General features: G+C 60.8%; 27 protein-coding genes, 1 tRNA gene and 1 other RNA gene. 13 read left to right on the top strand and 16 right to left on the bottom strand.

Features of this window, described 5'->3' with window-relative positions; all coding sequences use genetic code 11:
• Positions 1 to 38: 38 nt before the first annotated feature.
• From lapB to cmk, 5 genes are all read right to left on the bottom strand, one after another.
• On the bottom strand, positions 39 to 1205 hold the full coding sequence (gene lapB / locus PG897_RS02420) for a lipopolysaccharide assembly protein LapB (RefSeq protein ID WP_201882968.1): 1167 nt from the start codon (positions 1203 to 1205) through the stop codon (positions 39 to 41).
• A 9-nt stretch (positions 1206 to 1214) separates the two neighbouring features.
• Entirely contained in the window at positions 1215 to 1499 is a 285-nt protein-coding gene (locus PG897_RS02415) for a LapA family protein (protein ID WP_005299936.1), read from the bottom strand.
• A 156-nt stretch (positions 1500 to 1655) separates the two neighbouring features.
• Entirely contained in the window at positions 1656 to 1940 is a 285-nt protein-coding gene (ihfB, locus tag PG897_RS02410; RefSeq protein ID WP_270828728.1) for an integration host factor subunit beta, read from the bottom strand.
• Positions 1941 to 2034: 94 nt separating this feature from the next.
• Positions 2035 to 3705 carry a 30S ribosomal protein S1 gene (gene rpsA, locus PG897_RS02405; protein WP_005299919.1) on the bottom strand — a complete coding sequence of 557 codons (1671 nt, stop codon included), beginning with the start codon at positions 3703 to 3705 and terminating at the stop codon, positions 2035 to 2037.
• A gap of 94 nt (positions 3706 to 3799) precedes the next feature.
• A complete protein-coding gene (gene cmk / locus PG897_RS02400) occupies positions 3800 to 4492 on the bottom strand; it encodes a (d)CMP kinase (RefSeq protein WP_010634252.1) in 693 nt (230 codons plus the stop codon).
• 249 nt (positions 4493 to 4741) lie between these two features.
• Here cmk and ribA point away from each other — a divergent pair, with 249 nt between their 5' ends.
• Positions 4742 to 5335, top strand: a complete 594-nt coding sequence (gene ribA, locus PG897_RS02395) for a GTP cyclohydrolase II (protein ID WP_005299914.1) — start codon at positions 4742 to 4744, stop codon at positions 5333 to 5335.
• Between the two features lie 78 nt (positions 5336 to 5413).
• On the opposite strand, the gene cysB is transcribed toward ribA, so the two are convergent.
• Both cysB and PG897_RS02385 read right to left on the bottom strand, forming a co-directional pair.
• Entirely contained in the window at positions 5414 to 6388 is a 975-nt protein-coding gene (gene cysB, locus PG897_RS02390) for an HTH-type transcriptional regulator CysB (protein ID WP_010634254.1), read from the bottom strand.
• 73 nt (positions 6389 to 6461) lie between these two features.
• Complete coding sequence (locus tag PG897_RS02385; RefSeq protein WP_010634255.1) at positions 6462 to 7337, bottom strand: LysR family transcriptional regulator; 876 nt, start codon at positions 7335 to 7337, stop codon at positions 6462 to 6464.
• Between the two features lie 93 nt (positions 7338 to 7430).
• Here PG897_RS02385 and PG897_RS02380 point away from each other — a divergent pair, with 93 nt between their 5' ends.
• On the top strand, positions 7431 to 8639 hold the full coding sequence (locus PG897_RS02380; RefSeq protein ID WP_117404241.1) for an MFS transporter: 1209 nt from the start codon (positions 7431 to 7433) through the stop codon (positions 8637 to 8639).
• Between the two features lie 46 nt (positions 8640 to 8685).
• On the opposite strand, the gene PG897_RS02375 is transcribed toward PG897_RS02380, so the two are convergent.
• From PG897_RS02375 to PG897_RS02360, 4 genes are all read right to left on the bottom strand, one after another.
• Complete coding sequence (locus PG897_RS02375; protein ID WP_181969415.1) at positions 8686 to 9240, bottom strand: VOC family protein; 555 nt, start codon at positions 9238 to 9240, stop codon at positions 8686 to 8688.
• Positions 9234 to 9998, bottom strand: a complete 765-nt coding sequence (locus PG897_RS02370) for a hypothetical protein (protein WP_005299895.1) — start codon at positions 9996 to 9998, stop codon at positions 9234 to 9236. The genes PG897_RS02375 and PG897_RS02370 overlap by 7 nt, the downstream gene beginning before the upstream one ends.
• A 187-nt stretch (positions 9999 to 10185) precedes the next feature.
• Positions 10186 to 10911 (bottom strand): oxygen-insensitive NADPH nitroreductase, encoded by a 726-nt coding sequence (nfsA, locus tag PG897_RS02365; RefSeq protein ID WP_005299892.1) that lies wholly within the window; start codon positions 10909 to 10911, stop codon positions 10186 to 10188.
• An 89-nt stretch (positions 10912 to 11000) separates the two neighbouring features.
• The gene (locus tag PG897_RS02360) at positions 11001 to 12938 is read right to left on the bottom strand and encodes a putative bifunctional diguanylate cyclase/phosphodiesterase (protein ID WP_010634259.1); all 1938 of its coding nucleotides are present in this window, start codon (positions 12936 to 12938) and stop codon (positions 11001 to 11003) included.
• A gap of 165 nt (positions 12939 to 13103) precedes the next feature.
• Between PG897_RS02360 and PG897_RS02355 the strand changes: the two genes are divergently transcribed.
• From PG897_RS02355 to PG897_RS02340, 4 genes are all read left to right on the top strand, one after another.
• A complete protein-coding gene (locus tag PG897_RS02355; RefSeq protein WP_005299887.1) occupies positions 13104 to 13805 on the top strand; it encodes a DUF2982 domain-containing protein in 702 nt (233 codons plus the stop codon).
• A 73-nt stretch (positions 13806 to 13878) separates the two neighbouring features.
• A complete protein-coding gene (locus tag PG897_RS02350; RefSeq protein WP_024943464.1) occupies positions 13879 to 14817 on the top strand; it encodes a LysR family transcriptional regulator in 939 nt (312 codons plus the stop codon).
• Positions 14818 to 14871: 54 nt separating this feature from the next.
• The gene (locus PG897_RS02345) at positions 14872 to 15906 is read left to right on the top strand and encodes a response regulator (protein ID WP_024943463.1); all 1035 of its coding nucleotides are present in this window, start codon (positions 14872 to 14874) and stop codon (positions 15904 to 15906) included.
• Between the two features lie 8 nt (positions 15907 to 15914).
• Positions 15915 to 16346 (top strand): PAS domain-containing protein, encoded by a 432-nt coding sequence (locus PG897_RS02340; RefSeq protein WP_005299876.1) that lies wholly within the window; start codon positions 15915 to 15917, stop codon positions 16344 to 16346.
• Positions 16347 to 16406: 60 nt separating this feature from the next.
• Here PG897_RS02340 and ltaE read toward each other — a convergent pair whose 3' ends face one another.
• The 3 genes from ltaE to PG897_RS02325 all read right to left on the bottom strand — a co-directional run bounded on the left by ltaE (position 16407) and on the right by PG897_RS02325 (position 18706).
• The gene (gene ltaE, locus PG897_RS02335; protein ID WP_024943462.1) at positions 16407 to 17426 is read right to left on the bottom strand and encodes a low-specificity L-threonine aldolase; all 1020 of its coding nucleotides are present in this window, start codon (positions 17424 to 17426) and stop codon (positions 16407 to 16409) included.
• A gap of 90 nt (positions 17427 to 17516) precedes the next feature.
• Positions 17517 to 18218, bottom strand: coding sequence for a short-chain dehydrogenase (locus PG897_RS02330; RefSeq protein WP_024943461.1), 702 nt, complete (start codon positions 18216 to 18218; stop codon positions 17517 to 17519).
• Positions 18219 to 18298: 80 nt separating this feature from the next.
• Positions 18299 to 18706, bottom strand: coding sequence for a helix-turn-helix domain-containing protein (locus PG897_RS02325; protein WP_010634263.1), 408 nt, complete (start codon positions 18704 to 18706; stop codon positions 18299 to 18301).
• A 116-nt stretch (positions 18707 to 18822) separates the two neighbouring features.
• Between PG897_RS02325 and PG897_RS02320 the strand changes: the two genes are divergently transcribed.
• Complete coding sequence (locus tag PG897_RS02320; RefSeq protein ID WP_005299866.1) at positions 18823 to 19722, top strand: aldo/keto reductase; 900 nt, start codon at positions 18823 to 18825, stop codon at positions 19720 to 19722.
• A gap of 69 nt (positions 19723 to 19791) precedes the next feature.
• Here the strand turns inward: PG897_RS02320 and PG897_RS02315 are convergent, their stop codons facing one another.
• Together PG897_RS02315 and PG897_RS02310 are read right to left on the bottom strand one after the other, a co-directional pair.
• Positions 19792 to 20070: an RNA recognition motif domain-containing protein gene (locus PG897_RS02315; protein ID WP_026141388.1), complete on the bottom strand. Its 279-nt coding sequence runs from the start codon at positions 20068 to 20070 to the stop codon at positions 19792 to 19794.
• Positions 20071 to 20289: 219 nt separating this feature from the next.
• Complete coding sequence (locus PG897_RS02310) at positions 20290 to 20832, bottom strand: hypothetical protein (RefSeq protein ID WP_024943459.1); 543 nt, start codon at positions 20830 to 20832, stop codon at positions 20290 to 20292.
• Positions 20833 to 20998: 166 nt separating this feature from the next.
• Here PG897_RS02310 and mepA point away from each other — a divergent pair, with 166 nt between their 5' ends.
• From mepA to PG897_RS02280, 6 genes are all read left to right on the top strand, one after another.
• On the top strand, positions 20999 to 21763 hold the full coding sequence (gene mepA, locus PG897_RS02305; protein ID WP_010634266.1) for a penicillin-insensitive murein endopeptidase: 765 nt from the start codon (positions 20999 to 21001) through the stop codon (positions 21761 to 21763).
• A gap of 42 nt (positions 21764 to 21805) precedes the next feature.
• Positions 21806 to 22411 carry a LemA family protein gene (locus tag PG897_RS02300; RefSeq protein ID WP_017784544.1) on the top strand — a complete coding sequence of 202 codons (606 nt, stop codon included), beginning with the start codon at positions 21806 to 21808 and terminating at the stop codon, positions 22409 to 22411.
• A complete protein-coding gene (locus tag PG897_RS02295; RefSeq protein ID WP_024943458.1) occupies positions 22408 to 23142 on the top strand; it encodes a TPM domain-containing protein in 735 nt (244 codons plus the stop codon). The genes PG897_RS02300 and PG897_RS02295 overlap by 4 nt, the downstream gene beginning before the upstream one ends.
• A gap of 20 nt (positions 23143 to 23162) precedes the next feature.
• Positions 23163 to 23780: a TPM domain-containing protein gene (locus tag PG897_RS02290; protein WP_010634269.1), complete on the top strand. Its 618-nt coding sequence runs from the start codon at positions 23163 to 23165 to the stop codon at positions 23778 to 23780.
• A 177-nt stretch (positions 23781 to 23957) separates the two neighbouring features.
• A tRNA-Ser gene (locus tag PG897_RS02285) sits at positions 23958 to 24045 on the top strand.
• 53 nt (positions 24046 to 24098) lie between these two features.
• Positions 24099 to 24227, top strand: a non-coding RNA gene (locus PG897_RS02280) — RtT sRNA.
• Positions 24228 to 24316 lie beyond the last annotated feature (89 nt).

The following is a 24316-nucleotide window of genomic DNA, read 5'->3' as shown; positions in this document are numbered from 1 at the left end:
AGGCCACAGGGGCCTGGTTGATGACATTGTTGTGGCTCTTACTCCCCGTCCAGACCGCGGATCGGTTTGATGGCTCCCCACTGGCGGCAGGAGGGGCACTGCCAGAACAGGGAGTGGGTGGCAAACCCGCACTGCCGGCACTTGTGGGTGGATTTGATCTTGATCTGCTCGTCGACCAGCGCCTTGAGCATGGTCAGGCTCTCCTTGGCCTGCCCCTCTTCAGCACCACGCAACTGCAGCGCCATCAGGTGCTGGAAGCCGCGTAGCGACGGCGTGCGCCGCAGCTGGCGCAGCACCAGCTCGGAAGCTGCCTCACGCCCGTTGTGGCGCTCCACATAATCGGCCAGCCGCAAGGTGACCGGGAAGCCAGCCCGCGCCTCCTGGGCTTGGCCGAGCAGCTCGGGGATACGCGCCTCCTCGCCGCACAGCTCCAGGCTCTCGCACAGGGGTTCAAGCACTTCGCTCGCGAAATCGATGTCCTGGGTCAGCACCCGCTCAAACTCGCGAGCCGCCTGGCGCGGATCGCCCTCCCCCTTGGCCAGCCAGCCGAGGCCGAGCGAGGCACGCACACAGTTGCCATCAGCGGTCAGGGCCTTGCGAAAACGCAGCTGGGCCTGCTTGCGATTCTCTTCGCGCAGGGCCATGTCGGCCAGCTCGCACTGGTAATGGGCGATGGTGGGAGCCAGCTTCTTGCCCTGGAATTTTTGCAACCGCTCGCTCACCGCGATCGCCTTGTCCCAATCACGCAACTGCTGGTAGATGAGCTGCAACTGGGCCAGCGCCGTCTCCTCATACTCCCCGTCCTCGGTGAGCTCGAGCCACAGCTTCTCGGCCCGATCGAGCAGGCCGGCGGCCAGGAAGTCCCGTGCCAGCTCCTGCAGGGCGAGCTGACGCTGCTCCATGGTAAGCTGGCGGGTGATGAGGTTCTGGTGGATCTTGATGGCCCGGTCTACCTCACCCCGTTGACGGAACAGGTTGCCGAGGGAGAGGTGGGTTTCGATGGTCTCGCTGTCCACTTCCAGCAGCTGGATAAAGAGATCCACCGCCTTGTCGGATTCGTCGGACAGCAAATAATTGAGACCCGCCACGTACTGGCGGGAAAACTGGTTACTCTGTTTCTGGGTGTCCTGGCGAACACTCCTGCGCCCCATATACCAGCCGTAGCCGGCGGCAATGGGCAACAGCAGGAAAAGCAGTTCAAGCATCGAGGGACATTATTCCTTGGCAGCCGTTCGGGCCAGCTCCAATTCACGGGATTGACGGCGCATGGTGCGATTGAGGGTGCGGTTTTGCATCTTGAGGCGCAAGAACAGCAGACCGAAAACCAGCCAGCCCAGCAGGAAGCCACCACCAAAGAAGAATCCCAGCAACATGGAGAGCGAGAACTCTCCTTGGGCAATCAGATAATTGAACTGCACCAGCTGGCCATTTTGCGAACCGATGGCCAGCGTCAGGATAAACACCAGCACCAGTGGAATGAGGGCCAAGATACGCTTCATAGGAGCTCCCTGTCAGTAGCTAATGAGAGGCTGATTATCCTTAAAATCACCGGCAGACTCTAGAGCGAATGGGAAAAGACTTGGCAAAACCGGACAATTGCCACAATAGAAACCGTAAAAACAAAAAAGGCATACCCAGGTATGCCATTTTCTGCATTATTCGATGATGTTCACGCGCTCGCGTAACTCTTTGCCGGGCTTGAAATGCGGAACATATTTCCCGGTCAATTCAACCTTGTCCCCGGTCTTGGGGTTGCGCCCCACACGGGGTGCACGATAGTGCAGTGAAAAACTTCCAAATCCGCGGATTTCAATCCGGTCGCCGTTTTGCAAAGTCGACGCCATTTGCTCAAGGATCTCCTTGATGGCGGCTTCGACATCTTTGGCCGGCATATGCATGCGGCTGGTAGCCAATTGTTCGATGAGATCTGATTTGGTCATAACGTTAAATCTCCTTCCCCGATCACATGCAATATTCATTACGCCAAGATAAAAAAGGGCGGCGTGACACGCCGCCCTTTTCTTGCATCAAGGATTATTCACCCTTGGCGGCTTTGAACGCTTCAGCCATGGCATTGCTGAACACAACTTCTTCTTGTTGGTTCAGGTTGTCGATGGCAACACGCTCGTCAGCCTCGTCCTTGGCGCGGACAGACAGGCTCACGGTGCGGTTCTTGCGATCAACGCCCATGAATTTAGCTTCAACTTCGTCACCAACAGACAGCACCAGAGTGGCGTCTTCTACGCGGTCACGAGCAGCGTCGGAGGCACGCAGGTAGCCTTCTACGCCGTCAGCCAGTTCGATCACGGCACCCTTGGCATCAACCTCGGTGACCTTACCCTTCACAATAGCACCTTTCTTGTTGTCAGACAGGTACTTATTGAACGGGTCTTCTTCGATCTGCTTGACGCCCAGGGAGATGCGCTCACGCTCCGGGTCAACTTGCAGAACAACGGCTTCGATTTCGTCGCCTTTCTTGAATTCACGAACTGCTTCTTCACCCTGGTTGTTCCAGGAGATGTCAGACAGGTGAACCAGGCCGTCGATACCGCCGTCCAGACCGATGAAGATACCGAAGTCAGTGATGGACTTGATCTTACCGGAAACACGGTCGCCCTTGGCGTGAGTTTCGGCAAACAGCTGCCACGGGTTGGATTTGCACTGCTTCAGACCCAGGGAGATACGACGACGCTCTTCGTCGATGTCCAGAACCATCACGTCAACCACGTCGCCAACGTTAACAACCTTGGACGGGTGGATGTTCTTGTTGGTCCAATCCATCTCGGATACGTGTACCAGGCCTTCAACGCCTTCTTCGATTTCAACGAAGCAGCCGTAGTCGGTCAGGTTGGTCACGCGGCCAGACAGACGGGTGGTCTCCGGGTAACGCTTGGCGATAGCAACCCAGGGATCTTCGCCCAGCTGCTTCAGACCCAGGGATACACGGGTACGCTCGCGGTCGAACTTCAGAACCTTGACTGCGATCTCGTCGCCAACGTTGACAATTTCGGAAGGATGCTTAACGCGCTTCCACGCCATGTCGGTGATGTGCAGCAGGCCGTCAACACCGCCCAGATCTACGAATGCACCGTAGTCGGTCAGGTTCTTGACGATACCCTTAACTTCTTGACCTTCTTGCAGGTTAGCCAGCAGGCTTTCGCGCTCGGAGGTGTTCTCGGTCTCGATCACGGCACGACGGGAAACAACAACGTTGTTGCGCTTCTGGTCCAGCTTGATGACTTTGAACTCGAGTTCTTTGTTTTCCAGGTGAGCGGTGTCACGGATCGGACGCACGTCAACCAGAGAACCCGGCAGGAAGGCACGGATGCCGTTCAGTTCAACGGTGAAACCACCCTTGACCTTGCCGTTGATGATACCGATAACGGTAGCTTGCTCTTCGTAAGCTTTTTCAAGCTGCAGCCAGGCTTCGTGGCGCTTGGCTTTTTCGCGGGACAGCTTGGTTTCGCCGAAACCATCTTCGATAGAGTCCAGAGCCACGTCAACGGAGTCGCCTACGTTGATTTCCAGCTCGCCCATGGCGTTCTTGAATTCTTCAGCCGGGATAGCGGACTCGGATTTCAGACCGGCGTCAACCAGTACGAAACCATTTTCGATAGCAACGACAGTACCCTTGACGATGGAACCTTGACGGGTTTCAACGGCATTCAGGGACTCTTCAAAGAGTTGAGCAAAAGATTCGATCATTGTTTATGTCACAAATGAAACATCCACTTGTCATCCAGCACAAGCGGGGTTGTTTTAAATAATCTGCGCCATCCATGGTGCAGACGACCGGATGTCAGCTTGCGCTGGCATCGCCGAGTTGTTGCTCCGCATAGGCGAGCACCGTTGCCAGCACTTCGTCTATGGACATGGCGGTTGAATCCACCACGAGAGCATCTTCTGCCGGTTTCAGGGGAGCAACGGCGCGATTTCTGTCGCGATCGTCACGCTCCCGAATCTCGGTTAAAAGACGCTCAAAGTTAACATCAAAGCCCTTATCTTGCAACTGCTTATAGCGGCGAGCCGCCCGTTCTTCGGCGCTGGCGTCGAGGAAAATCTTCACTTCCGCCTCGGGGAAAACCACTGTGCCCATGTCGCGACCGTCGGCGATGAGGCCGGGGGCCTGGCGAAAAGCGCGCTGACGGCGCAGCAAAGCTTCGCGCACCCGCGGGAAGGCGGCAATCTTGCTCGCGGCATTGCCCACTTCCTCGGTACGAATGGTACGGGAAACATCCTCCCCTTCCAGCACGACCTTCACCTGCTCGGCATCGACTTGGAACTGCACGTCCAGATTGGCTGCCAGGGGAACCAGCGCGGCTTCTGAATCGAGCTCGACATCGTGATGCAAGGCCGCCAGGGCCAGCACCCGGTAGATGGCGCCGGAGTCGAGCAGGTGCCAACCCAGTTTTTCAGCCAGCAACTGGCACAGGGTGCCCTTGCCGGCACCACTTGGGCCATCAATTGTCATCACGGGGGCCATCTGCGGCATAACGTCTCTCCTGCACACTTGTTGCACACATCCCGGAAGGGATGGGGTAATGGGCGCCGATTATACCCAAATGTGCCGAGCCTGGCAGTCGCCAGCACACACAATTGCGCAAAACCGGTCGCAACTGTCCTCTTTGTGTACAACGGGGCAAGCCATTAAACAGTGCAAGGTTTTGTTCTTATGGTTGTTCCGGACAAGGCGCGCTAAACTGGCCGCCCTTTTTTAAGCAGCTGTAGTAAGGAGCAACCTATGAGCAGCGTTACCCTCGTGGCCAAATCCAAGTTGCCAACCCCCTGGGGCACCTTCACGCTGGTCGGCTTTCAGGAAACCGGCACCGGCAAGGATCACGCCGCGCTGGTGATGGGCGATATCACGGGTGATGAGCCGGTGCTGGGCCGAATTCACTCCGAATGCCTGACCGGCGATGCCCTGTTCAGTCTGCGTTGCGACTGCGGCTTCCAGCTGCAAGCCGCACTGGAAAACATCGCCAAGGCGGGCCGTGGCGTCTTGCTGTACGTGCGTCAGGAAGGACGCGGCATCGGCCTGCTCAACAAGATCCGGGCCTATCATTTGCAGGATCAGGGCGCTGACACCGTTGAAGCCAACGTGGCGCTCGGCTTTGCCGCCGACATGCGCGACTACACCATCTGCGCCGACATGCTCAAGCAGCTGGAGGTGAAATCCCTCAAGCTGATGACCAACAACCCGCGCAAGATGAAGGCGATGGAATCCTTCGGCATTCCGGTGGCGGAGCGGGTACCCCTGCAGGAAGGGCGCAATCCCCACAACGAGTTCTACCTCTCGACCAAGGCCAGCAAGCTGGATCACATGTTCAAGAAGTAATCCCTCCTCGCCGCTTGTTGCCATGAAAAACGCCTCCCATCGGGAGGCGTTTTTTGTTGCTCTCGTATCGCCGCAGCGCTAGCGGATGGGCAGCTCAATATCGGCAAACATGGCATCCACGTCGTCGCTGGAGCGCAGCGCGATGGCCCGCTCCACCACGTCCCGGGTCAGATGGGGGGCAAAGCGGGTCATGAAGTCATACATGTAGGTGCGCAGGAAGGAGCCCTTGCGAAAGCCGATCTTGGTGGTGCTGTGGGCAAACAGGTGGCTGGCATCGAGGGCCACCAGATCGGTATCGACCTGGGGATCCAGCGCCATGGTCGCCATCACGCCGATCCCCACCCCCAACCGGACATAGGTCTTGATCACGTCGGCATCGGTGGCGGTGAAGACGATGTTGGGCTCGAAACCGGCCCGGTTGAAGGCTGTGTCGAGCTCGGAGCGGCCGGTAAAGCCGAACACATAGGTCACCAGCGGGAAGCGGGCGATGTCGGCAATCGACAACTTGCCGACCTGGGTCAGCGGGTGGCCCTTGGGGACGATCACGCTGCGATTCCAGTGATAGCAGGGCAGCATGATCAGATCTTCGTACAGGTGCAGCGCCTCGGTGGCGATGGCAAAGTCCGCCTGTCCCTTGACCACGGCTTCGCTGATCTGGGTCGGCGTGCCCTGATGCATGTGCAGGGAGACCTTGGGAAAGCGCTTGATGAAGCCTTTTATCACGTCAGGCAGTGCATAACGGGCCTGGGTGTGGGTCGTCGCGATATGGAGCGTGCCCTGTTCGGGGTGAGTGTGCTGACTCGCCACCGACTTGATGCTCTCCACCTTGCCCAGGATCTCGTTGGCAATCTTGATCACGTCCCGTCCAGCCGGGGTGATCTGGGTCAGGTGTTTGCCGCTGCGCTCGAAAATCTGGATCCCCAGCTCATCTTCCAGCATGCGCACCTGCTTGCTGATCCCTGGCTGAGAGGTGTAGAGACTCTCTGCCGTTGCCGACACGTTCAGTCTGTGGTTGGCAACCTCAACGATATAACGCAATTGTTGGAGTTTCATGATGTTAGGCTCTAAAGGCGACTTGAACTAATACTAACAAACTTTTGACTGATAGCCTTTCCTTCTTGGCCATTTATGGCTGTGCCTGCGCCAGCAGAAAATCCCGCAAGGCCCGGTTGGCCATGGAGAGCGGATCCCCCCGCCGCCACGCCACACAGAGATCGAGAAAGATCGGGGGCGCGAACGGGATCCCGGTCAGGGCCGGCTCTTCGTCCAGCGCCATCCGCAAGAAGGTGGTCACCGCAAAGCCCTGCTTCACCACCGCCTTGAGCAGCGGGATGAGGTTGCTCTCAAAGGCGATGTCGGGCTCGCAGCCCAGCCCCTGAGCCAGCGCTTCCATGTGCTCGCGGTGATAGAAGCCACGGCGAAACATCGCCAGCTCCTGGCTGAAGAACTCGCTCAACGACACACTCCGGGCCTGACGCAGCGGATGCTCCTCCCCCACCACCATCAACATCTCTTCACGCAGCAGCTGGGCCCCTTCCAGCGCCGGCGGCAGATCGCTGGTGATGAGGATGGCGAGATCCAGCGAACCGTCCACCATCCGGCTCAACAGCTCGCGGGTACCCGCCTCCTCCACCCGGATCTTGAGGCCGGGGTAGCGGTGCTTGAAGGCCATCAGGATCGGTGGGAAGTAATAGGAGCCCATCATGTAGGGGATGCCGATGCGCACCTCTCCGCGCTCCAGCCCCTTGAGCTCGGCCATCTCGGCCTCGGCCTGGTGCATCTGGCGCAGCAGGCGCTCGGCATGGCGGCAGAGCACCTCCCCTTCCGGGGTGAGCCGCACGTTGCGATCCTGACGGTCGAACAGGCGCAGCTCGAGCTGCTGCTCCAGCTTGGCGATGGCCATGCTGATGGCGGGCTGTGCCACGTGCAACCCGTTGGCAGCCTTGGTAAAGGAGCCGGCATCCCGCACCGCCAGCAGATAGGTGAGCTGTTTGAGGTCCATATCAATTTGGTTTATTAGATGGATAACTTAAATATATTATATTTATGTTCTGGCGCGCACTAACCTGCAACAAAGCTGTCAGGACAATTGCATATGATCGAAGTCGGTAGTCGTGAATGGATCCGCGCCACCCTGGCCCTCAGCCTGGGCTCCTTCCTGGTGTTTCTCAATCTCTATCAAACCCACCCCCTGCTGCCGCTGCTGGCCGAGGTGTTTTCCGTCAGCTCGCTGTCGGCCAGCTGGGCTCTGGCCGGCTGCACCGCAGGGCTCGCCGTTTCTCTGCTCGTCTGCGCCCGGCTGGCGGATCGCTTCGGTCGGCGCCGGATCATGTTGTGGAGCCTGGCCGGTGCCATCCTGCTCTCCTTGCTCATCAGCCTGGTCAGCCAGTTTGAACAGCTGCTGCTGCTGCGTATCCTGCAGGGTGTGCTGCTGGCGGGGCTGCCCGCCACCGCCATCGCCTACATGGGGGAAGAGTTCAGCAAGCGGGCCCTGCTCTCCGCCGTCGGGGTCTACATCGCCGCCAACTCGCTGGGGGGCATCGCCGGCCGGGTGGTCGGCGGTCTGCTGGCCGGCTGGTTTGGCGACTGGCAGCACACCTTTCTCGGTATCGGCCTCATCAGCCTGGCGCTGCTGCCCCTCGTCATCTGGCTGCTGCCGGCCCAGACCCGCTTCGTGCCCGTCATCGCCAAGCCGGGCCAGTTTCGCCAGGCCATCACCAGCCACCTCGGCAATCCGCTGCTGGTGGGGGCCTACCTCATCGGCGGCCTCAACTTCATGGTGTTTCTGAACCAATACAGCTACCTCACCTTCCTGCTGGCCAGCCCCCCCTTCTCCTTGCCGACCCAGTGGCTCGGCATGTTGTTTCTGACCTATCTGTCGGGGACGGTGGCCTCCTCCCTCAGCGGGCGCTGCGCCCATCGCTGGGGGGCACAGCGTCTGCTGCTGGTCGGCATAACGCTGATGGCACTCGGCAGTGCCCTGCTGCTGTGCGGCTCGCTCGGGGCCATCCTGTCCGGTCTGCTCATCTCGAGTTTCGGCTTTTTTCTGGCCCACGCCTGTGCCAGCGCCTGGGTCGGCCAGCACGTGGAGCACAACCGGGCGCTCGCCTCATCGCTCTATCTGGTGGGTTACTATCTGGGGGCCAGTCTGGGGGGGCTTTATCTTCACCCCTTCTGGGAGCAGGGAGGACTCGGGGGATTGGTGCTCGGCATCGAGCTGGTACTGGTCATCACGGCGGGATTGAGCCTCTGGCTCGGCCATTTGAAGGGACGCCCCGCCCGCCCCCGCATCTGTCATCCCTGACACCATTCCTGATACCAGACGGGGCCAGTCAAGCGGCCCCGTCTCATCAAGCCTGGTCGTAGTAGCCGGCAGGCACCGGCACCACGGCGCCGCTCACCAGCTCTTCTTCAATCACCTCGGCCAAGGTGCGCAGATGGAATTTGATCTGCCCAGAGGCCAGCATCACCGCCACGTCGGGATTGCGTTCATCATTCAGGTTGCCGGTCTTGAAGGCCACCTCGGGATGGGCCGTCAGCAAGGCGTCCAGCGAAGGCACCACCAGCTCGATATGTTCCAGCCCGGCCTGATGGCTGCGACCGGGTTTGGGCGCCGCCAGCTCGATGCAGGGCACGCTGCCGTGGGCATGGGGCACAGGTTGATGCAGGCGGTAGGTGGCGATGGGCCGTCCGCCGATCATCCCCTCCACCAGCAGGTCGCCATGGGTTGCCAGCAGCCCCTTCAGGGTCTGGTACTCCACCAGGGTGGCGGCCCGATAGCAGAGGTGGTCGACCTCGATGGCGGCGGGATGAATGGCAAGTGCGTCCAGCTCGGTCAACAGCTGGCAAACAAATGGGGCCATCGGCCCCAGTGTGGTATCGAGTGGATGTGGCATGATCACCATTTCTTCTTGGGTTGGAACAAGACGTCCAGTTCGTCCGCCTCTTTGTCCTTGATGTTTTGCAGCTCTTTTTCGCTGTGCTCTTGGAGATGGGCGTCGAGTCCGGCCAGCCCCTGGCGCATGTCCTCTTCCCGCGCCATCAGGTAGGGATCTTTATCCGCGACGCTGGCAAGGGCAGAGAGCCCCTTGGTGTAGAGCTGGCGACAGGTGCCGTATTGCCCCTGGATCTGGGCATCCATGGCTCGCTTCACCAGGTTGGCGATGTTGACCTTGAGCTGCATCAGCTCGAGGCGGCGATCCTCCTGGGCAAAGCCCTGCGGATCTATCTTGCCCTTGTTGTGTTCGACCCGCAGCACGGCCCGCATCTTCTTGACCAGCTGCAACATCTGGATGGCCTGACGATCCGATTCGGGGGTCTTGAAATGCCCCTCATCCTGGCTGCTGTAGTTCTCCTGCACGTTCTTGATCTGGGTCTGCACGTCGACAATGCGCTGCTTGATCTGGGCATTGGGCATCACCAGGGCGATGGCGCGATAGGCATCGAGGATCCGGTGCTGCAACAGCAGCACTATGTTCTTGGAGAAGGGCACCAGGTTGACGTTGAGCAGCATCTCTTCGGTTTCATCCACCACCGACTTGTAGCGGGCGATGGCGTGACGCTTGTCGGCCTCAGCCTTCTGCTTATATTGCTGCATCACGTTATAGGCGATGACCAGAAACAGGAGTGCGCCAATAGACAGCAATACCAAGGTTAAAATCATAGGAAGTCCAAACTCCTGTCCCAATTCAATTGCGTGATCCTACAACAGCTTACCTAGTTAAGGTAGTCCGCACCGCAAGGCTTGCCCCCGATTTGTGCCGCAAGGTGGCCGTAAAAACGGGGGAAAACCGGGATCACGCGGCGCTGGCGACACCGCCATTACCCCTTAGTATCGCCCATCGGGCTCATTACTTGAGGCTGAAGCCCCGGGATCGCAGGAAATCCTGCATGAAGGGCCGCGCCTCCTTGCCAAGAATGCCCCGGATCTGGCCGCTCCAGCTCTGCTGCTTGTTGTTGCTGCTGCGAGACTGGTAATAAGCCTCGATCTGCCGGTCATAGCTGGCAAGCAGCTCCCGATCCAGTTCGGCCTGATAACGATTTTCATGCACCACCAGAGCGCGGGGCAAGCGGGGTTTTTGCTCAGGCGCCTGAGCCGGATGGCCGAGACAGAGGCCGAACAGCGGGATCACCTGATGCGGCAGACCCACCGCCTCGCTCACCGCAGCCGGGTTGTTGCGGATCCCGCCGATGTAGACACCGCCAAGCCCCATGGATTGGGCTGCCAGCAGGGCATTCTGGGCCATCAGAGCGCCGTCGATGGCGCCGATCAGCAACTGCTCGACAAAGCCGGTCTGGGCATCCGGTACCACCTCGCAGTGGCGATGATAATCGGCGCAAAAGAGCAGGAACTCGGCCGCCTGGGCTACATAGGCTTGATGCCCCGCCAGTTCGGCAAGCTGGCTGCGCAGGGCCTTGTCGGTCACCCGGATGATGCTGTTGGCCTGCAGAAAGCTGGAGCTGGAGGCGGCCTGAGCCGCACTCAGGATCTGGTCAAGCTGGGCCTCGCTGATGGGCTCGGCAGTAAATTGACGAATGGAGCGATGGGCAAGAATAAGGTCGAGAGTCGGGTTCATGTTGCCTCCATATGAAGAAGCCCACACTCTACCCAAAAACAGCGGGGGGCCCAAGGCCCCCCGCGCTCGCGTCACAGCACGCATACCGGCTAACCTGCCAGCGGATAGTTGCCCGCCTTGCAGCTGACCACGAAGCCGCTCTCTTCCACCTGCGCCACCGACATCGGCTTGCTGAACAAGAATCCCTGAAACACGTGGCAGCCCTGGGTGCGCAGGGCGGCAAGTTCGTGTTCGTCTTCCACCCCTTCGGCCATGATGCCAAGGCCCAGGCTGGTGGCCATGGCGACGGTGGCCCGGATCACCGGCAGGTTGAGCCCCACCACGAAGGAGCGATCCAGCTTGATGGTGTCGATGGGAAGCCGGTTGAGATAGGCCAGCGACGAGTAGCCGGTACCGAAATCGTCGATGGCAATCTTGATCCCTTGCTCGCTCAGGCCATCGAGGATCTCGATGCACCCCTTCATGTCCAGCATCAATACCGTCTCGGTCAACTCCAGCGTGAGCAGGCCGGCATCGACGCCAAACTCCTTGAGCTGCTGGGCCACCAGCTCCGGCAGGGAGGACGAGAGCTGAAAGCCGGATAGATTGACCGACACCGGCACGCTCACCCGCCACTCCTTCTGCCAGTGGGCCATCTGGGCCAGCGCCGTCGACAACACCCAGCCGCCTATCTCGCGGATGAGCCCCATCTCTTCCGCCAGCGGGATGAATTCCACCGGCGAGACATGGCCCAATACGGGATTGTGCCAGCGCAGCAGCGCCTCATACCCGAGCAACCTGCCTTTTGCCACATCCACCTGGGGCTGGTAGCAGAGGCTGAGCTCCCCCCGCCCGATGGCCTTGGCCAGGAACTGCTTCAGGGTCAGCTTGCGATGCAGGGTCTGCTGCATGCTGGGGGTGAAACGCTGCCAGCGCAGCCGCCCCATCTGCTTGGCCTGATACATGGCCATGTCGGCGCGGGTGATGAGGTTGTCGCCATCGTCCGCATCATCCGGATAGATGGCGATGCCGATGCTGCCACCTATGGTCACCTCGGGCACCCCGCTCAGCTGCAACGGCTTGGTCATCTGGGAAAGCATGAGGTCGGCCACCTCCTGCGCCCGATCGCTGGAGTGGCTGAGCGGCACCAGCGCGGTAAATTCGTCGCCACCGAGCCGGGCCAGCTCCACATCGCGCGGACAGATCTGCTTGAGCCGGCCGGCGACCCGCTCCAGCAGCCGGTCACCGGCCTTGTGGCCGTAGTTGTCGTTGACCAGCTTGAAGTTGTCCAGGTCCATGAACACCAGGGCGAAGCGCCCGCCCAGCCCGCAATAGGCTTCCAGCGACTTCATCAAGCCATAGCGATTGAGCAGGCCGGTCAGCGAGTCGTGCCAGGCCAGGTGGCGATGCTCCAGCTCCTCCAGCTTGCGGTCGGTGATGTCGCGCATGGTGAGCAGGATCTGGGCCCCCTGCTGGATGTGACGAAACTGGTACTGAAACCAGCGCATCCCCTTGAGGGTGCGGCACTCCCCCTCGGCCACCACTTCATCGAGCCGGGAGAGCTTCTGATAGAAGGCGTCGTCATTGCCGGAGAAGAGCTGGGAGAGGTGATGTACCTCATCGCCGAAGCACATCTCGAAGTGGTGATTGCCGCTCTCGAGCCGGCCCAGGTTGTCAAACAGGCAGGCCAGGGTATCGCCGGTGGCGAGGGAGGACTCCTGATAGAGGGTGTCGGCATCGATGACCGCCTCGGTCATCATCATCAGCCGCCCCGCCAGCTGGATACCGGAGAGGCGCAAATAAACCTGTTTCTTTACCCCCTTTGGGGAGAGGGTCCACCACTCGCTGTAGCTGCGCCCCTGCTGAAAGTCCCCGAGGTAGCGCTGCAACAGCAGATCGATGGCCTGTGCCATGTCGGCCGAGAAATCGCGCGACTGCAGTTCGTCCAGCGAGCTGGCCTCCCACACATTCAAAGCGGCGCGATTGGCCCAATAGATATGGTGATGCCGGATGTCATACACCCAGATTGGGGTATGCAACACATCCATCCCGTTCAATAACCGTTCGTCTAGCGTATTCATCTAATATGGTGATTCATGGTATGTGATCACTGGGAAACCCAGCGGCGGAGAGCCCTCCCGGGCAACCGATGCTGGTACAAAATCGGATCCAGCCCATAATGGAAACAAGCATGCGCAAGGGGCTGACTTCATATGAAAACGCTACATGTGAAACCCATGGTCAGGAAAAACGGACTCACGTTGGTATTGTTGGGCATCATAGTAAGCATTGCTATGATTTTTATACTTTTTTTACTCGGTGAACAACCACTAATCCCCCCGGTCTCCGGCCTGTTGGCGGGTCTGATGATGATCTTTATCGGCTCATTGAAGCTGGTCGAGCCCCATTTCAGCCTGTCGCTCTGTCACGATTGTCTGCAATATCACCACAAATACGGCGGTTGGATCCTGAAATGGAGAAATATTCAGCGAATCGACCAGCCACGCATTCATCTGGGCTGGGATCTGGTCCCCCTGCCCTACATAGGTTTGAAGATCAAAGATTACGACGATTTTTTGACATTGATCACACCCAGATTGGCAGTGCGCCTGCTGACCGAGCAGCGCGGCGTCCTGTTGCAGGCACTGCGCAGTGAGCAACCCGAATGCATCGGCGGGGGCTGCGGCGACCCCTTTCAGGGGGAAGGCTTGCTGGAAGAGAGTCACTTTCGCTCCCCCTCCGGTCAACGCTATGAGGGGGTGATCGCCATGCTGGCCAACCGCATGACCCGGCTGCGTGATCTGCTCGGCTACGATCTGCTGGTGCCGGACAACAGCCTGGACCGGGATCCGGCCGAATTTGTCCGACTTTTGCACCAGTATCAGCGGGAGTCGAATCTAATCCAGATCAATTAAACGCCGAATTGAGCTTGCCAAGGCTGGCCGCACTTCTTAAGGTCACTGCCTTGTTACACCCAGAACACCGCTTATGAAGTACATCGAAGAGTTCTATCTGTTCGTCAAGGTGGTACAAGAGGGAGGCTTCTCCCACGCGGCCGCCGCACTGGGCATGCCCACCGGCACCATCAGTCGACGTATTTCTCAGCTGGAAGAGCAGCTCGGCTGCTCCTTGCTACACAGATCCACCCGCAAACTCCGCCTGACCGATGAAGGACTGCGCTACTACGAGCGCCTGTGCACCCCGCTCGGTGAAATCGAGCAGGCCACTGGCGAGATCCAGGGCAAAGAGGCCGACCTCAACGGCGTGATCCGCCTGGCGGCCCCCATCGCCCTCTCCAACACCATCCTGGTCGACATGCTGGCGGACTTTGGCCTGCGCTACCCCGAGGTGCAGTTCGACATAACCCAGACCAACGATCATCAACACCTGTTCGACAACGACCGGGATCTGGTGTTTTTCAACGGTGAGCTCCCCCAGTCCCTGCCCAATGCGCTCTGCCTAGGTCACATCGAATACGGCCTGTTTGCCTCCCCCCTCTATCTGGAGAAGATGGGCACCCCCTCCCATCCGGGCCAGCTGGAGGAGCATGCGCTCATCTACTGCTGGCCCCATCAGCACTGGCAACTGACCGACCGGGAGGAGCAAACGGTGCAGATCAAGCGGGCCGCCAGGCTCACCGTCAACCAGACCCAGGCCGCCGTTCGCGCGGCCAGACGGCACCTGGGGATCGTCAACGCCCCGCTCCACTACGTGCACCCCTTCCTGCAGGATGAGCAGCTGGTCGCGGTGCTGCCCGACTGGAAAACCGGCAACCGCCCCTTCTACATGTTGCGTTGCCAACCTCAGTTTGCCCCGTTGCGTGTTAAGATGTTCGCTGATTTTGTTGAAAAATACTCAGCGCGCTACCGGAGCCTGCAGTGGGACAACCAATTTTCACCGGCGAACAGCCTGTCTCATTGCATCTGACCGTTGGCGGGCCACACTTATAGCAATCCTCGTTGACCAGGCCGGCCTAACACTATGAATGTATTGATATGTGATGACTCAGGATTCGCCCGTAAACAGCTGGCCCGCGCCCTCCCCGCAGACTGGGACGTGACGCTCCACTACGCCGCCAACGGGCTGGAAGGGATAGAGCAGGTCCTGATGGGGCATGGGGATCTGATCTTTCTGGATCTGACCATGCCGGAGATGGACGGCTACGGCGTACTGGAGACTCTCAAGCGCGAAGGGCTGCGCAACAAGGTGATCGTGGTCTCCGGCGACATCCAGCCGGAAGCCTATCAGCGGGTGATGGGACTGGGGGCGCTCGACTTCATCAAGAAACCGGCCGCCCCGGAGACTCTCAGCGCCCTGTTGAAGCAGCATGATCTGTGGCAGGCCAAGGGTAGCGCCGTACCGGAAGCCGCCAGCCCCGCAGCTCAGGCGATGGTCGATGCCGGCAGCGTCGATACCGGCATCAAGATCAGCCCCGAAGTACGCGATGCCTATCAGGAGCTCGCCAATGTCTCCATGGGTCAGGCCGCCGACCTGCTGGCCCGCCTGCTCAACGCCTTCGTGGTGCTGCCCATCCCCAACGTCAACGTGCTGGAGGTATCCGAACTGCACATGGCCCTCTCGGCCGCCGCCGACTCGGACACCCTCTCCGCCGTCTGCCAGGGCTTCATCGGCGCGGGCATCGCCGGCGAGGCGCTGCTCCTGTTTCACGACTCCAGCTTCAAGGATCTGGCCCGGCTGATGAACCATCAGGGCACACTCGATCGCAACGCCGAGCTGGAGCTCTTGATGGACACCGCCAACGTGCTGATCGGCGCCTTCCTGCGCGGCTACGCCAGCCAGCTCGATACCCCCTTCAGTCAGGGTCACCCCGTGGTGCTCGGCCAGCACAGACCCATCAACGAGCTCATCAACACTAACAAGAGTCGCTGGCGCCGCACGCTGGCCATCGAGATCAACTACCGGGTCCAGGATCATGCGGTGCAGTGCGATCTGCTGCTGCTGTTTACCGAAGATTCCATCGCCACCATGAACAACAAAATCATGCACATGCTCTAGGAGTGACCATGGAAATCCGTGAATTTCATTGGCTGATGAACATAGTCCAGAACCTGGACGTGGGGCTGGTCGTGCTCGACAAGGAGTACAGGGTGCAGGTGTGGAACGGCTTCATGGAGAGCCACAGCGGCCGGCTGGCCGGTGAGGTGCGCGATGGCGTGCTGTTCGACCTCTTCCCCGACGTGGATCGCGCCTGGTTCGAACGCAAAGCCAACATGGTGTTCAAGCTCAACAACCGCGCCTTCAGCACCTGGGAGCAGAAACCCTATCTGCTGCGCTTCTCCAACTACCGCCCCATCACGGGCTCAGCGCCCCACATGTTCCAGAACCTGACCCTGGTGCCGCTGGCCGACTTCGGCGGTCAGGTAACCCACATCGCCGTGATGATCTACGACGCCACCGACGAGGCCATGCTGATGAGCGGCCAGCGCCAGGCATGAAGACACTTTGCAGCACAATGAAAACAGGGCGCCTTGGCGCCCTGTTTTGTGGTGAGGCGCTCAGCGGGCCCCGAGGTACTCGGTGAAGGCGTCGATCACCTCGTCGATGTCGTCATCGGTGATCTGCAGATGGGTCACCAGCCGCATCTCGCCGTAACCGGAGAAGAGGATCCCCCGCTCCTTCATGAAGGCAAGCAGGGGGCCGCTCTGCTCTTTTGCCAGCTGCAGGAAGACCATGTTGGTCTGCACCTGGGCCAGGTCCAGGGTGATGCCGGGCAAGGCAGCCAACCCCTCGGCCAGACGTCTGGCCCGGCGGTGATCGTCCGCCAGGCGGGTGACGTGCTGTTCGAGGGCAAACAGACCAGCCTGGGCCAGGATCCCCGCCTGTCGCATGCCGCCCCCCAGCATCTTGCGCAGCCGTCTGGCGCGGGCGATCAAGGCGCGAGAGCCCACCAGCAGCGACCCCACCGGTGCCCCCAGCCCCTTGGAGAGGCAGATGGAGATGCTGTCAAAGGGAGCGGCCAGTTCGTGTACCCCGTGACCGCTCGCCACGGCGGCGTTGAACAGACGCGCCCCGTCCAGATGCAGCTGTAGCCCACGTTCGTCAACGAACTCGCGCATCGCCTGCAGGTAGTGAAGTGGCAGCACCTTGCCATTGTGGGTGTTTTCGAGGCAGACCAGCCGGGTCTGCACAAAATGGGCATCGTCAGGGGCGATAGCCGCGGCCACATCGGCCACCGCCAGCGAACCGTCAGCCTGCATGGGCACCGCCTGCAGTGCGACCGAGCCCAGCACGGCGCTCCCCTGGGCTTCATAACGATAGATGTGGGCCCCTTGACCCACGATGGCCCCCTCCCCGCGCTGACAATGGCTCATCACCGCCAGCAGGTTGGACATGGTGCCGGAGGGAACAAACAGCGCGGCCTCCTTGCCCAGCAGCTCGGCCCCGCGGGCCTCCAGTGCATTGACGCCGGGATCTTCCCCGTAGACATCATCCCCCACCTCGGCATGCAGCATGCTCTGGCGCATGGCATCCGTGGGCTGGGTGACCGTATCACTTCGTAAATCGATATAGCGCATGACATCCCTCCTGAAGCTGGAGCATGACGTTAGCCAGCCATGGCTGGCTTGGCAAGCGGGCCGTTTCCGGAATGTGAAGCCGGTGACGGCTTACCAGGGCAGCGGCTGGCCCTGCAGGTCGAGGAAGCTGCCGGACTGGGCCGGCGACAGCTGGTTGAGAAGATCAAGCAGACGCGGCGCCACCAGCGCCGGATCCTGCAGGGTCTCGGTCGCCAGCTCATGCAGGAAGGGTTGATTCATGGGGGTATCCATCAGCCCGGGATGGACGGTGATCACCCCGGCGGTGGGAAAACGTTCGCGCCACTCGTGGGCCAGCGTTTTCGCCCCCATGTTGAGCGCCGCCTTGCTCATCCGGTAGCTGTAACGGCTGCCCGTCTCGTTGGCGCCGAGGCTGCCGGCCAGATCGGAGAGAGTGCAGAGCCAGAGCTGGGTGTCCGGCGTCATGCGCCGGCTCAGGCAGGCGGCCAGAGCCAGATGCGGCCAGGCATTGGCCAGCAGGCTGTCGCACAGCCACCTGGGGTTGACCTCCTCCACTCGCCGCTCCGGCATGAAGTTGATGTCGTGCAGCAGACCTATGGTATTGATCACCACGCTCGGCAACGCAGTCGTGTCATAGAGGGTGAACAGGGCATCGAAGGAGAGTGCGTCCACCTCCTGCAACGGAAAATAACAGGCGGGATCCACCCCTTTTGGCAGTTGCCGGCCAGCCAGCACCAGCTCCTCGCCGCGAGCGGACAACTCATGTGCCAGTGCCGTGCCCAAGCCGCCGCTGCCTAAGATCAGATAGCCCATCGCCCTCTCCCCGCTGCCCTCATCTGTTTAGAGGGTATCAGAATAATCCCTGTCCGTAGCCGGGCCATCCCCATCCGGGCTTATGCCTCATGCAGGTGCCTGCCAAATTCGCGGGCCCGCGCCAGATCGAGAAACCCGTCAGCCTGCTTGTGGCTGCGCAAGAACTGGTAATAGGCGAGCAGGATCACCTGTGCGTCTGCTTCCGGCAGCGACAATCCGGGTTTCTGTTCTTGCAACAGGCTGCCGGCCGCCTCCAGCGCTTCCCGATCCACCACCTCCGCCTGCCGATAGAGGTAGCCACAGCCGGTGGCGAGCCACTCCAGCGAGCAGTTGGCGGCCATGGCTATCTGGTTCGCCTTGCCAAGCCCGGGTTCAGCACCCTTCAGATATTTACGGATCAGAGCCTCGCTCAACCCCACCTTGCGGGCAAAGGCGCTGACGCTGCCCGTTCCGATCAAGCTCTGCAAGCGTTCGGCAAAACCGTCCATTTCCTCTCCCTCAGAACCAAAGTTCGAATTAACAAAAGCCGCATTATTGCCTTGCCAACCAGAAGAGACCAAGATGCGGGCAGCATCTTTTTACCCTTATGAGCCAAGGAGCCTCCATGTCCGTATCTCGCCTCCCCCTCCACCCCGAAGGCCCGACCTTCTCCCGTCTCATCATGGGCTACTGGCGCCTGATGGAGTGGCAGCTCTCCCCGAGCGCCCTGCTGGATCTGATGAAGTACCACCTGGATCTGGGGGTCACCACCATCGATCACGCCGACATCTATGGCGGCTACCAGTGCGAGCAGGCCTTCGGCGAGGCGCTGCGCCTTGACCCCTCCCTGCGCAACCGGATGGAGATCGTCAGCAAGTGCGGCATCGCCCTCACCGCCAAGCCGGAGCACGCGCTGAATCACTACAACACCGGCAAGGCGCACATCATCGCCAGCGCCGAGGCCTCTCTGCAAAAGCTCGGCACCGATCACCTGGATCTGCTGCTGATCCACCGCCCGGATCCCCTGATGGATGCCGACGAGGTGGCCGACGCCTTCATCACCCTCAAGCAGGCGGGCAAGATCAAGCATGCCGGCGTCTCCAACTTCACTGCCCGTCAGTTCGAGCTGCTGCAGTCACGCCTGCCCTTCCCGCTGGTGACCAACCAGCTGGAGATCTCGCCGCTCAATCAGAGCACCACCCTGGACGGCACCCTGGATCAGTGCCAGCAGCTGCGCATCAAGCCGATGGCCTGGTCCTGCCTCGGGGGGGGACGCCTGTTCCAGGCCCCCGAATATGCCCCGCTGCGCGCCGAGCTCGAGCAGATCCGCCATGAGGTGGGCGCCGAGCAGATCGAGCAGGTGGTCTATGCCTGGGTCATGATGCTGCCAAGCCAGCCACTGCCGCTGATAGGCTCCGGCAAGCGGGAGCGGATCGCCGCCGCCGTGGCCTCCCAGTCCATAGTCCTCAGCCGTCAGCAGTGGTTCCGCATCCGCAAGGCGGCGCTCGGCTACGACGTGCCCTGACGAACCGGCCAGAGGCGCAAACAAAAACGGCATGGGGAAACCCATGCCGTTTTGCGTTATCGAGGCAGCTCAGCGATGACGCTGGGGGCGACCACGTGGTGCATCTGTCTTCGGTTTGGCCTGGTTGACCGTAATGGTACGGCCACCAATCTCGGTGCCATGCAAACCGGCGATGGCTTTTTCGGCCTCGCCATTGACAGGCATTTCAATGAAGCCAAACCCCTTGGACTGACCGGTATCGCGATCGATGATGATATCGACCTTGTCTACCTGCCCAAATTGGCTGAACACGCTTTTCAGTTCGTCGGCCGTCATCCGGTACGACAGATTACCTACGTAAATCTTCATGCCATCCACTCTCGATTCAAGGTGCCTTCTCTATCCAATCACCAACACAAAGGTAAGGGCACACCCCCCATGCCGGACCTGCCGGGACGTCGTGTCCGGGCACTTCCCCGCTCCGTTTACTCAACTCATTGATCTGTTGGGCGAACAGAGCGGACAAGATCAATTCGAGTCACTGGCAGTATCTGAGCTTTGGCAAGGATTGTCGAGAAAATAGTCAGCTCATATGGGGAGCAGGGCGTCCAGCAGCCCCTGCAGCGTACGCCGGCCATGCCAGGCCCGCTTAAAGCCGAAACGATAGATACCGGGTGCCACGGCGTGGGTTCCCTCGCGGCCGAGCCCCATCAGCGCGATGGCGGCGGCCAGTTGCTCTTCATCGAGCGCCAGATCCAGGCTGAAGGCCAGCCACTGACCATCGTGGCCCACCTTGCGATCCCGCTCGACCCCGACCAATGCTGCCCTGGGCAGCGCCAGCGCCTGATCGTTGCTGCCATTGAGCAGATAGAGGTGGGTCTCGTCCCAGGCCAGCTCCGCCAGCCGCCAGCGCTGCCAACTGCGAGGCAGCACCATCATCAGCAGCACGATACCGCCGAACACCAGCCCGACCCAGGGCAGCAGCCCCATCTGTGGGTAACCCAGACCGATGGCGGCCAGCACGGTGAGCAGGCTCGCCAGCAGCAAAACCGCCATCACCGGATAGAAACGGCGGGCGGGGGGCATCAGCCAGACCAGCCCCGTTTTGTTCACCAGCTCACTGACCTTCATTCATCTCTCCTTGTCCATAGACGCTTGGGCGCGCCATTTTTGTCGCGCATTGTGCGCGAGCCGCCCCGCAGGATGCAACCCGTGCCGCCAGCTGGATGACGGCTTCGCCGCACTCTTGATATGATTCCCTCCATCTGAGTCCATTTGCACGCTTGTCGGGAGTCTCATGCTTGCCACCACCCTGCTCTTCATGGCCAGTGCCTTTCTTGCCGAACCTCACCCCCGCCAGGCCGAGGCCATTGGCGGCTACGCCGCCGGCTGCCTCAAAAATGGAGTGGCGCTGCCGCTGAGCGGCCCCGGCTATCAGGTGATCCGCACCAAACGACTGCGCTACTACGGCCACCCCGAACTCATCGCCTACCTCACCACCCTGGCTAACCAGACCCGCATGGCCGGCATGCCGGATCTCTACATTGCCGATCTCGCCATGGCCCGCGGCGGCCCGTTCACCTCCGGCCATCGCAGCCATCAGACCGGCCTCGATGCCGACATCTGGTTTCGCATGGCCAACCAGCCCATCTCTCGCTGGGAGCAGGATGCCCCCAAGGAGTGGGCGCTGATCGACGAACCCAGCTACCGGGTACTGCCCGGACGCTTCGGCCCTCAGCAGCTCAATCTGCTGCGCCTGGCGGCCAGCAAGCCCGAGGTGGCCCGCATCTTCATCAACCCTGTGCTCAAGGCCGAGGTATGCAAACGGGCGGCCGATGAGCCCTGGGTCGGCAAGCTGCGTCCCTGGGTCGGCCACTTCAGCCACTTTCATGTGCGCCTGCGCTGCCCGGCCGACAGCCCGGATTGCCAACCCCAGGCCCCGATCCCGCCCGGCAACGGCTGCGGTGCCGAGCTGGCCTCCTGGCTCAAGGACAAGCCGCAGTTGCCCAAGGTTTCGATGGCTTATCACAAACCCAGGCTGCCCGCCCGTTGTGGCGGTTGACCACAAGCTGGTATGGTGAACCGTTATCTGTAAAAAATATCAATGGAGAACAACAAGATGGGCACTTCACTCTGGCAACGGGCAACCCGCGCCCTGTTGACCCTGACGCTGCTGCTGGGCCTGACCGGTTGCGGCATGAACAACATTCCCACCCTGGATGAGCAGGTCAAGGCGAGCTGGGGCCAGGTCGAGAACCAGTATCAGCGCCGCGCCGATCTGGTCCCCAATCTGGTGGCCACCGTCAAGGGCTACGCCAGCCACGAGCAGGAGACCCTCAAGGCGGTGACCGATGCCAGAGCCCGGGTCGGCAGCCTGCAGGTGAGCGATCCTGCCCAGCTCAAGGAGTTTGAAGCGGCCCAGAACCAGCTCTCCGGCGCCCTCTCCCGCTTGATGGTGGTGGTCGAACGCTATCCCGAGCTCAAGGCCGATCAGCAGTTCCTCACCCTGCAGGCCCAGCTGGAAGGCACCGAGAACCGCATCTCGGTGGCCCGGCGCGATTACATAGAGGCGGTACGCCAATTCAATACCGAGATCCGCACCTTCCCGGGTGTCATCTGGTCCAAGCTGCTCTACTCGGATCTGGAGGCCAAACCCACGTTCAGCGCCAAGCCCGGTGCCGATGAGGCGCCCAAGGTCAGCTTCCAATGAACCACGTGATCCGTGCCCTGCTGCCCTGCCTGCTGTTGTGGACGGCGGTGGTGTCCGCCGCCCCCACCTTCCCCGCCCTGAGCGGACGGGTGGTGGACGAGGCCAACCTGATGTCCCGCAAGCAGGCCCACCAGCTCACCCAGCAGCTGGCGGCGTTCGAGAAGCGCAGCGGTATCCAGCTGGTGGTGGTCTCCATCGACACGCTGGCGGGTGATACCATCGAAGAGTACGGCTATCAGCTCGGCCGCCACTGGGGGATCGGTCAGAAAGGCAAAGACAACGGCGTACTGCTCTTGATCGCCCAGGATGAGCGCAAGGTGCGCATCGAAGTGGGCTACGGACTGGAAGGGGCCCTGCCCGACGCCATCGCCGCCAACATCATCCAGACCCGGATCCTGCCCGCGTTCAAGCGCGGCGACATGGTGGCCGGGGTGGTGGCTGGCAGCCAGGCGATCATGCAGGCGCTGGCGGGCGAGTACAAACCGGTAGACAACGCCAGCAAGGACAAGCTGGGCGGCCCCTGGCTGTTCATCCTGATGGTGATTGTGATGATCGTGCTGCACAACCTGCGTGGCGGTGGCGGCGGCGGTGGTCGAGGTGGCCGGCGTCGTGCAGCTTACCTCGCCGGTGGCTTCGGTGCCGGTCGCTCCGGCGGCGGCTTTGGTGGTGGCGGTGGTTTCAGCGGAGGGGGCGGCAGTTTTGGTGGCGGCGGCGCTTCCGGTGGTTGGTAACAGGGATTAAGAGACGACACATGATTTCGAAACAGTTCTTTCACACGTTGCAGGCCAGGGTCAAACAGGCGGAACAGGCAACCGATGCCGAGCTGGTGACCGTGCTGGCCCCCGCCAGCGACGGCTATCGCTACATCCCCACCCTGTGGGCGGCCCTGCTGGCCATGCTGACACCCCTGCTGGTGTTCGAGCTCGGCTTCTGGCTCGGCTGGTACGAGATCCTGCTGGTGCAGTGGTCGGTCTGGCTGGTGTTGAGCATCCTGTTCCACTGGACCCCTATCAAGATGTACCTGATCCCGAAACAGGTGCGCCAGCACAGGGCAGCCCTGATGGCACGCCTGCAGTTTGTCGAGCAAGGGCTGCACCGCACCCGGGATCGGCTCGGGGTGCTGATCTTCGTCTCGGTGGCCGAGCACTACGTGGAGATCCTGGTGGATGACGGCATCGCCCAGCACATCGATAACGCCCAGTGGCAGGAGATCATCGATGACTTCACCCGCCGGGTGCGCAACAAGGAGGTGGAACAGGGTTTCCTCGAGTGCATCGAGCGGACCAGCGCCATTCTGACCGACGCCTTCCCCGCCACCCGGGACCAGAACGAGCTGCCGGACAGCCTGATCATCCTCGACAAGCCCTGAACAGGATTAAAAAACCGGCATTCTGTTCAAGGGATAGGCATTCGATAAAGATTATGAAAAATAAGGGGAAAAGTGGTTGACCCCGGCAGCCCTTTCCCCTAAATTACGCCCCGTTCCAGCGCAACGGCGCAACGAACGACGTGCTGGCTGAGCACGTTAAACAACAGACCAAAATTTGGTGAGGTGTCCGAGTGGCTGAAGGAGCACGCCTGGAAAGTGTGTATACGGCAACGTATCGAGGGTTCGAATCCCTCCCTCACCGCCAAATTTAAAGAACCGACCTGATGGTCGGTTTTTTGCTTTGGGGAAGAATTATCAGCTCATCTCGAAGAGGGAGGGTGAGAACCCTCGCCGGGTTCGAGCAGAGCAGCTTGCTGCGATGAACGGCCGCAGGCCGCCCCGAAGGGGTGAGCCACGCAGTGGTGAATCATCCCTCCCTCACCGCCAAATTTTAAAAAACCGACCTGATGGTCGGTTTTTTGCTTTGGGGAAGAATTATCAGCTCATCTCGAAGAGGGAGGGTGAGAACCCTCGGC

The sequence above is a fragment of the Aeromonas sp. QDB20 genome (assembly GCF_027707805.1).
In the GTDB taxonomy this organism is placed as follows: domain Bacteria; phylum Pseudomonadota; class Gammaproteobacteria; order Enterobacterales; family Aeromonadaceae; genus Aeromonas; species Aeromonas dhakensis.
This window is presented reverse-complemented; position numbering and strand designations above follow the sequence as displayed.